This window comes from Phocaeicola sp. (assembly GCF_048170425.1).
GTDB lineage: Bacteria > Bacteroidota > Bacteroidia > Bacteroidales > Bacteroidaceae > Phocaeicola.
Map to the genome: position 1 here is coordinate 1 of NZ_DBEXBB010000048.1, position 10,258 is coordinate 10,258.

General features: G+C 44.3%; 11 protein-coding genes. All 11 read right to left on the bottom strand.

Annotation, left to right across the window (positions count from 1 at the left end):
- The coding region (locus ACMJ0U_RS02035; protein ID WP_417127840.1) for a phage tail tape measure protein at positions 1 to 1,918 on the bottom strand (1,918 nt) is incomplete at its 3' end.
- A gap of 32 nt (positions 1,919 to 1,950) precedes the next feature.
- Complete coding sequence (locus ACMJ0U_RS02040) at positions 1,951 to 3,783, bottom strand: hypothetical protein (RefSeq protein WP_417127841.1); 1,833 nt, start codon at positions 3,781 to 3,783, stop codon at positions 1,951 to 1,953.
- Positions 3,776 to 4,225 carry a hypothetical protein gene (locus ACMJ0U_RS02045; RefSeq protein WP_304205127.1) on the bottom strand — a complete coding sequence of 150 codons (450 nt, stop codon included), beginning with the start codon at positions 4,223 to 4,225 and terminating at the stop codon, positions 3,776 to 3,778. Before ACMJ0U_RS02045 ends, ACMJ0U_RS02040 begins: the two co-directional genes overlap by 8 nt.
- A complete protein-coding gene (locus tag ACMJ0U_RS02050) occupies positions 4,222 to 5,193 on the bottom strand; it encodes a hypothetical protein (RefSeq protein WP_417127842.1) in 972 nt (323 codons plus the stop codon). The genes ACMJ0U_RS02045 and ACMJ0U_RS02050 overlap by 4 nt, the downstream gene beginning before the upstream one ends.
- Complete coding sequence (locus ACMJ0U_RS02055; protein WP_417127843.1) at positions 5,190 to 6,110, bottom strand: DUF6712 family protein; 921 nt, start codon at positions 6,108 to 6,110, stop codon at positions 5,190 to 5,192. The genes ACMJ0U_RS02050 and ACMJ0U_RS02055 overlap by 4 nt, the downstream gene beginning before the upstream one ends.
- Positions 6,094 to 6,921: a hypothetical protein gene (locus ACMJ0U_RS02060; protein WP_417127845.1), complete on the bottom strand. Its 828-nt coding sequence runs from the start codon at positions 6,919 to 6,921 to the stop codon at positions 6,094 to 6,096. The genes ACMJ0U_RS02055 and ACMJ0U_RS02060 overlap by 17 nt, the downstream gene beginning before the upstream one ends.
- A gap of 2 nt (positions 6,922 to 6,923) precedes the next feature.
- Positions 6,924 to 8,276, bottom strand: coding sequence for a hypothetical protein (locus ACMJ0U_RS02065; RefSeq protein ID WP_417127846.1), 1,353 nt, complete (start codon positions 8,274 to 8,276; stop codon positions 6,924 to 6,926).
- Positions 8,269 to 8,697 (bottom strand): hypothetical protein, encoded by a 429-nt coding sequence (locus tag ACMJ0U_RS02070; RefSeq protein ID WP_249087488.1) that lies wholly within the window; start codon positions 8,695 to 8,697, stop codon positions 8,269 to 8,271. Before ACMJ0U_RS02070 ends, ACMJ0U_RS02065 begins: the two co-directional genes overlap by 8 nt.
- A 347-nt stretch (positions 8,698 to 9,044) precedes the next feature.
- On the bottom strand, positions 9,045 to 9,275 hold the full coding sequence (locus ACMJ0U_RS02075; RefSeq protein WP_417127847.1) for a hypothetical protein: 231 nt from the start codon (positions 9,273 to 9,275) through the stop codon (positions 9,045 to 9,047).
- Positions 9,272 to 9,628 carry a hypothetical protein gene (locus ACMJ0U_RS02080; protein ID WP_417127849.1) on the bottom strand — a complete coding sequence of 119 codons (357 nt, stop codon included), beginning with the start codon at positions 9,626 to 9,628 and terminating at the stop codon, positions 9,272 to 9,274. Before ACMJ0U_RS02080 ends, ACMJ0U_RS02075 begins: the two co-directional genes overlap by 4 nt.
- A complete protein-coding gene (locus ACMJ0U_RS02085; protein ID WP_417127850.1) occupies positions 9,625 to 9,876 on the bottom strand; it encodes a hypothetical protein in 252 nt (83 codons plus the stop codon). Before ACMJ0U_RS02085 ends, ACMJ0U_RS02080 begins: the two co-directional genes overlap by 4 nt.
- Positions 9,877 to 10,258: the final 382 nt, after the last annotated feature.

Consider the following 10,258-nt stretch of genomic DNA (forward strand, 5'->3'; position numbering starts at 1 on the left):
CTTTTTTCTTTTCACGCTCATAATGTTCACGATAAGCGATTTCTTCTTTAGCCAGCTTGTCTTCGATAATCTCCAACTCAGCCCGAGCATCAGATTTAAGTTGCTGGAGCTGTCTTTTATTCAATTTATCCCGATTCGAATTACGGGATTGTATATCATCGAATTTCTTCAGTTCATCCGCATTCTGTCGCAATGCATCGTTCAGTTTATTTTGGGAATCTGTGTTCTTATCCGTTTCTTTACGGAACAGAGCAAAAGCCGTAATTGCAGCCGTAAGTAAGGAAATGGTAATGCCTAAAGGACTTGCTTTTGTAGCCTTGTTGAACAGATTGGTTGCCACGGTGGCGGCCTTTGTAGCCAACGTGTATCCTTTCTTTACCAGAGTAGCACTTTTTACCACAAGTACATACGCCGCGATGGCGGAAGTAACAGTCACTATTACACGTTTGTTTTCCATCAGTACAGACACAACGGCACTCAGTCCCTTCACTGTCAGAGAACCGGTGGATACCATGTACTTCATGACGGGAAGCAACTGCTCTCCCAACTCTACGCGAATGTCGGCAAAGCGTTTTTTTGCTTTGTCTAATTCTGCCTGCACGGTGGAGTTCTGTACGCTGAACTCGTTCACGACAGAAGTACCTTCCACGAATGCCTGGTTGGCTCCCAGCTGTTCCTTACGTACCTTTTCCACATTTCCGGCAAGGGCTGAAATCACGCTGGCGGCTTCCGCTCCGGAAAGGCTCATCTTGTCAAGAACCGGGGCCATCTTATCCATACCGCCCATACGGTTCAGTGCTTCCAGGAAGGTAAGTACCGCTTCGTTCACATCTTCACTCATCAGTTTTGTAAACTCTTCCACCTGAAGTCCGGCCAACTGGGCGTATTTGGATGGTTCCTGATACAGTTTAAGAATCAATCCGGAAAGTGCCGTAGAAGCCATTTCCGAGCGAAGCATATTCTGGTCAAGAGCCGAAGCAAATCCCATGATGTCGGTAATTGCCATGTTAGCCTGTTTACCGACACCACCCATACGGGCGGTAAATTCAACCAGGTACGGTTCTGCTGCAGAAGAATTCTGTGCTACAGAATTGACTGCAGATCCGACAGCCAGCATATTCTCTTTCAGCGAGCGGTCATCTGTGCCGAACATATTAGCTAATTTCCCTATGGAGTTTATAGCCTCTTTACCTAAGTCTTTACCCAAGGCAACATTAATCATGTCGGCCGCTTCGACGAATTCCTTTACTCCTTCCTTGGTAGAGATACCCAGTTTCCCGGCATCCCCTGCCAGCTCGTTCAGCCGTGTACGGGCCGTACGGGTATCCATCTGCTTGAACTCCTCGTTCAGCTCTTTCACTTCATCTTTAGTCAGCCCGGTATATTTAATAACCTGCGACTGTGCTTCCTCCATTTCGGCGTATTCATTCACACAGCTGCGCATGGTCAGCGTGATACCGGTTAATCCGGCAATCGCGCTGGCCGCTATGGCTCCGTATTTATTGAAACCATCGGTCAGCTTAGACAGGCTGAAACGAGTCTCATTTGCTGTACCACGAAGTTCTTTTATCCGGTTATTGACTTCCTTCAGCTGCTCGGAATACTGTTTGTACAGTTCCGTATTGGGATTCAGCTGACGAAGAATTGCGTTTAAATCCTTCTGTCTTTTGCCCAAATCACGCAACGACAAGTTAGTCAATCCTATCTCCTCATAGAGGTTATCATACTCCTGCTGCAGCTGCTTGATTACTTCAGTCTGTTTTTTATATTCCTCAGATGTTTCACCGAATTGTTTTTTTGTCTTCTGGAGTTCACGGTTGGCCGACCGCATTCTCTCCTCCAGTTCAATCATTTTCTGCCGTGCCTGGTCTTGCTGTATCACAATCTCCAGCTGCACCCTATCAATTTTCAAGCTCATATCGTGTTATTGTGTTTGTGTTAATCATCAACTCAACTATCCAGCCATCGGCCATTATCCAGCCAAACGCCGCCGTCACGCCATTTCCCATCTGACAGAATCCATCTTTGCTGGACTTCTGTATCAGAAATTGAAGCAGGATAAAACGTTCCAGTCCAGGCTTGAGTTCGACCGTTCGGCCCTATGGTGTATTCTATTTCCTTTGCCAAATAACGTCGGTTGAATATCTCGAATACAGAACTGGCCGGATATAAATTGCTATCATAGCAAGTTATCTTTATCGCGTTTTTCCGGTCTATCTTATACGCATTGCTGTAGAAATACTTCTCCATTTCAACAAGGTTGAATGTCGGATAATCAGAAGGGAGCGTAGCCGGCCAACTTGTTGTAGGGAAAAATCGGTCAATAAATGCCAACGGATATGAGTTAGCAGGCATTACACCTATTTGAACCGGATTAAGTCCTCTAAAAAAGGCCAGGAAAATATTAGATTTACTTTCTGTTTTCTCAGATAAATTATTCACCATGTTGTGAATAGAATCATAAGTGGTTTCATCTGGTTCATCATCCGAAACTGATACGCTAGGGATGTAATATTGACCAAAATAAAAGCCACCAGGGTCAATTCCTTCCATGTAAAATGCCCGTTCAGTCAATTCAGCAGGAACAAATTCCAACTCCAATTCAGACTCCGCATTTTCGCGCACCAATGATGCAAGTTCATCCACCATTTCCAGGTTAGACATGATACCACTACCCTCTAAATAGATAATCTTCCGATTCACTGACTGATAATCAAAAATCGTGTCCGTCACCTGATTTTCCGGTTTCCCAAAAAATGCGAACAAGCCTTCATCTATTACTTTATGCTTAGCTGCTTCTTTCACCACATCCGGAAGGCATCGCATTTTATAATACTCGGAAGATGGTAACTTATATTTTATCGTAGAATTAACCGCATCCGACTCTTCCTCTTCTTCTACCTCGACCGTGTAAGCATCAACTACATTCTGCAAGTGCACATTACGAACCTTAGGAAGATAAGATACGTTAAGAAGAAATGAGACTTTTTTGGTACGATGGTCTATCAAAAAAGAGCCGTTAAACATGGTTTCTATATTCTGCAGGAAATCCTTAGCCGTCCACCCAGGTAACATTTCATTCCATTTGTATGTTTCGCATACATGTACAATATAAACACTCTTATATGGAGTATCCTCTATGGCATTATATTCAAGTGTATATCCCAAAGCCTTCAGCAGTTCACGCATGTATGCGCACAGATAAGGCTGCGGGATATAATCATAAGGCTGAATGTTCTCCTTTTGCACGATGTATCCGGCATAAGGATTATTAATATCGTTATTGTAGAGTCTGTACAGCCATATATTTTTATCCACCTGATGCAGGCTGTCGTATGTCATCATCAGGTTATAATCTACATCAGGGTATGTTTTTTTGACATAATCAGTAGAGACAGAACCGTTCACCACCGGGTTTGTCTCTTTCATCGCCAACGTAGAAATCAGTTCATCGGAACCAACAAAATAATTTAACTCGGAATTACCAGACACCAACTGAATGCTAACTCTTTCATCTGTCCATCCAGTGATAATCTCCGTACCGTTCAGATACACCCTGTTGTCGGCCACCAGTACGGCCTTTCTTTTAGTGGACGGACGGTCGGTAATGTTAAGTCGGTTCAAAAAACCGTACAGCTTTGCATTCTCCGGAACAAGAAGAGACAGTTCAATGTCATACGTATATTCGCCGTTTTTGGTGAAGAACGCATTTTCCTGCTTTACTGTAATGGAAAACTCTGAAGGCAGCACAACCGCAATACCATCTATGTATAAATTAGTCATAGTTTGTGAATTTAAGTCCCATGGAAAGCCCGTTCAACCCTCCGAATATCTGATACTCCCATTCAATCTTATATGATTCTTCAGGAATAATATCAACACAATCACTCTCCGCTCCGCGCAAGAAATCACGAAAAACAAGCATGATATGCTGAAGTTCACTATAAAGTGCCAACTCACCTTCCTCATCCAACTGTCCAGGGGAAACACGCTGGCATACGAAGATGAAAGCCTGCTGAGAATCTTTCGCATTATCGGATTCACCGACCGCCTGCGCATCCGGATAACTTACACACAAACATACACCGGATTTATTTTGCAACTTTTTGGTCATGTGCGACTCGTTCACCGAAAGTACGATGTGTTCTATCTTATTTTCCAACTCCTGATTGGTTTCATATACCAGCTCGCTGATATATTCACGAAAAGCCTTAATATCTATCATAATACTCTGTTGTTGTCCGGATCAGCGAAGCGGAAAGAGAACTCCACCGTCTTCAGCACATTTTTCCGGAAATCACGTTCGAAATTATTAGCCGTAATCACAATATCATACCAGGTGCCATCCACCAAAATCTGCACCTGTTGCGCACCAACGAAATCATGCCATAACTTGTAATCCGCCTGAAGTAATATTGCACCAGAATTTACCGTATATTCATCTGATGGGTTTACCACAAACTTACGCTCGATACCCCACATGTAGCCCGTTTCACTGTCATCTGAACCCTTCAACACCATGGAGCCAACCGCACATACCGTCTCCGGCACATCAAACATATTCAGGAAACGGAAAACGAACTTCTCGGTGTAAGATGTACGGTCTACGTGGAATGTCATATTGCCAACCGAATATGAATAAAATTCCTTACCTGGGAATAGTTCCTGAATACGTGAATATGAAGCATCAAGCGTGCATATACCCCTTTCACCAGCGTGTGTGTAAAGTGTACCAGAACTCACTTCCCCATTCACATCTGAAATAGTTACGTCTATTTTCTGACCGGATGAAAGGAAGAAACTTACATATTCATAACTACCAGGGCGTGATATTTTATCCTGAATTGTAGAAAGAACGCCCGGAGAATCTGCCGTTTTTTTCGAAGCAAAACGAGAAAACAGCACATAGGAATCAGCATCCTTAACTCCATTAATCAGGAAACTGAAAGTTCCTGATAGTTTCTGTTGAAAAAGAGTTCTACCTGTCGGCCACAAACCCCACAAAGCTTTTGCACAGAAACGGCCCAGCTTACGCACACGTACCTGGTATGCCGCATCCGGCACATACTCTTCAGACAGTATCGTCTGCCCGTTGAATTGCACCGCAAATGTGATAGTAGAATCCGTATCAATGATGTAATCGGGCATGTCGGCAGCCAGCTCGACAGCGCCCGGTCTTTGAATCACATTCATACTCTGAAATACTTATTAGTTTTAGAATTAGATGGTAGCAGGGGAATGTCTTCACCTGAAGTACCGTCACGTAACTGTCTCATGCGCTCCAGCCAGTCGGCCGCATCCGCCTCGAGCATGGCGGCCATCCGCTGGGTATCGGCCAGCGATGCAGGCTGTGAATCGGCCATCCCGTTAGCCGCATTGAATCCCTGCACAACCGAATAAGGGATAAGCTGAAGGGGCATTCTCCGCAATGCCACCGACATAGTAAGCAAGGCCAATGCCTTAGATGCCGCATACCTTACATCAGATGGGGCTGATTCCAAAAGCGTTTCAAACCCTTCACCATAGGAAGGCGCCACGGTGGCAATCTGTACCTCACGAAGGAAGGGAAGCAAAAGAATATACATCCGTTCGGACTGTGAAATAGGAAAATAGGAATCAAACTCACGTCCGGAACGAATCAGCAGGCCAGCCGCATTACGATATGCATCAGACTTCTGCCAATCTGCATCCTTTGATTCATTCAGCCAGCGAATCAATCGCTCCACCGCACTGTAATACGCCTGCAGGTGGATACTGTCATCACGGTCCAGCTGCCACTCCCAGGGGATTTTGTCGGTACCGTCGGAAGACAGCTTCACCTTGCGGCCACTGTCTTCATGACTGACATCGTTACGCTGGAAGTAATGCAGTGTGGCCAATAATGCAATAGGCCGCTGCACCAGCTGAACCAAGCGTACCTGATCGTTACCTTCACCCTTCAGATAAGCATTTTCGGCCTTGTCGTATACAGCCCGGCCAATCACCTGGATTAATTCATCTGTAGCATCCTCGATGTCCATTTCTATGGCCGAAAAATCGTTACCGACATAATAGTTGCCGGTCATCCGGCGCAATTCAGCTGCGCCCTGTTTATTAAGATTGAATATCATGGTTTTTAGCTGATTTTAGAATAGCATCTGCTTTTTGTTTGTCATCCAATAACTTGAGCAATACCCTCAATAACTGGGTATTGTCGACCTCTTCAATACCGCCGAATACACCCGATTCCGCTACAGAGAACAGTATCGAGTTCATACCAAGCGACTGTTCCGGCGTGTTATCCTTCCCAGATGAAGTGAAGATGGAGGCAAAACAGACTTCACAGCCATCCAGGATAAACGTACCATTGAACAGAAATTCGCAAAAGCTGGCCATCCAGCAATACACACCCCATTTTAAGTAGTCCGGCATATTCACAATATCTTTTGCAGCCTTGCCCAATTTCGACGAAGAAAACTGTACACGTTTACCGTCTTTTTTGCGCCGATATAAAATCGCACACAATGAATTAAGATAAGCCACATCATGTGTACGAGTGTATTCGTTCATCATGATTACGGCAAATCGGAATTCACCGAAAGTCAAATCTGCCCCATGCGATGCAGGGCCCCAGAATCCGGACCAGGAAGGAATCAGATTAACCGTTGAGTCATAAGTAAGGGCAATGGTATTGGTCTCTTCGTCTACCCTCCACTGCCAGTCCAATGTCTTGGCCAACCTGTTCACCAACAGATAATAATCCTTCCGTTTCGATTTCAGGCCCCGATGGCGAAGGACGTAACGACACCACAAGCGTTTGACATCAGTCAATGAAAGAGCTTTAGGAGTCAGTATCAGAAGCATACGCAGCTTCAGGAGGTAAGCGAATTCAGCCGGCTGTACCTCTTCCCAGCATTCAGGGAATTCTATATCCTCTTTCATAGTCATACCTGGTTTGTGGCCCTATCGGAGGCCGTTACATTATCTTCTTTGTTAATCACTTTGCGGTAGATACCCAAAAACAAATCCTTTTTATCCGGGAAATTGATATGAATGGCGTCATTAATCGCTTCCAGGCATACGTCTTCAGGTATCTGCGTATCCGCACCGTAGAACAGTTTGAGGGCATAGAGCATCTGGGAGCCGGAATCACCCTTCCCGTCGATGATGATGTTGGCCAGCGAAGGGTTCAACCCCAGCCCACTTGTCGTGCTCGAGTCGGCAATACGTGATATTTTGGTCAGTGCCTCAATGTACTTGTCGATATTCATCTCAATGGGTTCTATCTGGAACTGGTGAGTCTTGCCGTCTGAAGGGTCTACGTAATCAGTCGTCATGAAGAATTTACCGACATTGTTTTTCCCGGCCATCACATCGGCCAGCTCACGCGACAACTGGTCTTTTAAACTCTCCATCTGAAGATATAATTGGTCATCGGTTAGCTCCGGATGCTTCGCACGGTATTGTTCGGCCTTCTTATTCCAATATTCTTCCGGAACATGCACTACGTATGCTGCCGCAATCATATTTTTATTCAGGTACTCAATTATCTCCGGAAGCGAATTGGCATCATGCATCCAGGGCATTGAGCCGAAGAAGGAGGATATCGCGTACATATTCCGGCCAAAGCTCCGCAAACAATGGTATTTCACGGCCACTTCGTGCTTTGCTGGCCGTTGTCGGTCAAATACCGGATATTTGACATATTTCTGACTTCCGTAAAAATCGAAATCCCCGTTCAGGATATGTGTGACAGAATTCAGGTATCTCTCATCATTCTCTGGCCAGCACAGGCGGCAGTCTTTAGACGGCAAGCACTCAAGGCTGTGTATCCACGGACGTCCTACACGGACGGATCGTGCGGACACATACTTGACGAATACCCCGTTCAGGTGGTTGTATTCGGTAAATGATTCCCGGATGAAACGACGATAATCCCAGCTATCAAGCCATGACTGCACTTCCGGGTCGGTAGTCCACATCTGGACGCGTTCGTTATTCTCGATACCCACACGATACAACATCGGCCCCTGACCGTATAACAAACCAACTTTTCGAGAAAGAATACCTGGTGCCAGGTTGTTTTTCTCGAGCAGGTTACGCACAGATGAAGGCAAGTCGTTATCTGCCCCCCAGGGCACGATACGGACACCGGCCACTGTCGTAGGGCTACACTCCCAGTCTGACACAGCTGATCCGAACAGGTGTGTCAGAGAATCACGAAAGGAATCCATGCGGATGGCATAGGTGCCGACCGCTGTCTCCACGAAATTGATATTTCCGATTTTCTTATTCATTTTTTATACGATTTTCCAATATACCTTTAAGTCTTGCAATCTCTTCTTCAGATAGTCCGTACATGACACGCCCTATCAGCCGATTCAGGCCCCCATACATGTTACGGGCGTACCAACGGTTCTTTTTCTTGGAATTCTCACGGATTCCCCACACTTCACGATTGGTATTTACTTTGGTCTTATTCTTCTTGTATCCGGACATATCGACACAACGACCGTAAGAGAAGAAGGATACACGCTGCCCCGGGTTCTTTCCTTCCATGAATGAAGAATAATTCAGCGAATCAAGGAGAGAACCGGAGTCTATCAGCTTCTGTTTATAGATGGCATCTGACAGTGCATCGCACAGTTCCTCTCCAAATTTGGAAAGTTCTTCCTGGATAAAGAGTAATTTAATATCGTCTGAAGCCTGGCTATTCATAGTTACTATCTGTTTTGGTACAAAATTAGCTTCAGACAAAGCCAGAGAAAAGGACACAAAAAAAGCCCCGCCGAAGCGAGGCTAAAAAAAAATTGCAAAAAATGTTCGAATTCTAAGCCAATGCAAAGATACAACAATTTATTGAGTGACAACGTGTCTTGTAATATATTCATCTTCTGTTATATCTCCACGATTCAAAAGTTTCCAGTCCTGAAGGTCAAAGGTTATTGAACGGCCGTCATTCGTTTGTATCTGCTCCGGAACAAGGCCCATTTCAGCGCGAATCTCATGCACAAGCGCCAACACATAATTCAGGTTACTATCCGTATCTATACGATATACCACTCTCATGACTCACCCCCTTTCGATTCGGCTTCAGGGATAAAAGCTGCAATCTCATTCCGGACGAAATAAACCGTACGTAAGTGAGTCAGTATTTCTTCTGCATCCGCATTGAGTGATTTCATGAAATAATCTATTACCTTATCAAGTTCTCTGACAGCACAAGCGGCTCCATCCTGTTCTGTCCAGTTCTGAATCACATCTACTGCTGCATCCGGCACAATACAAGGTTTCATCTTAAACCTCCTTTCTTTCCTGGTAATACATTTGTTTTCTCACTAAAGCGGAATTCTTTCTGAACCTTCACCAAGTCAATATAGGAAACAGTCTTCACATCATCTTTTACAGAAAAAGATAAACGAATCGGACCTTTTACAATAGTATCATCATAATCAAAAACAAACGGTTTGGTCTTAGGATATTTATCATTCAGTGTGTCCATAATCAATCGTGCTTCTTCGATAAAAGCATCCTTTGACAGGTCATCAGGGAATAATGTATAATTAAAAGACTCTACCCATTGACCTAACTCTTTAGCCTTCGCATTAATCGGAGCATAAGAAAACGTATAATTAACGAACCATTTCATTTCAAACCTCCTTCCTTGCAAAGACGTAAAGAATGAATGAACCATACCAGGCAGACTAATGCGGCCAACGGAGTGAGGAAAACAGAACAAGAAAGAACTGAAAATGACAAAAGCGCTTGGATAATCATCAGCATTTGCGCGTTTGTGATGGACTCTTCCATCAGAGAAGACATAAAATGGTTTTCATGTTCTAACCATGTAGAACCAGATTTCGCCTGTGACACAGGGCGGGCAATTTGATTTTTCATAATCGTAGTTTGTTTGGCATTATAGACAGAAAAACGGCTGTCATTTCCCGTGTCGCCAAACAAACCACGATTTCGCCCGCGAGCAAAAAGGTAGTGGGAAAGACAGCCGTATAGCCGTTAGTAATAAAAATGGCTTCTACAATTAATATGTCTTCTGGGCATAAAAAAAGCCCATTAATATCATGAGCAATAACCGTTGCTCTACGGAACACTAACGTGGTTTATTTGGCACTACAAATATAGGTAAAAATTTGAAGTGCACAAAAAGTGTAGCATATTATTTATCTTCAGGAGAAAGGAAAATTGATTTTTCACCAGTACCTACGTCCTCAATAATCAGATTACTATATGTCCAATTATTGGTATCTGTCCAATCACCACC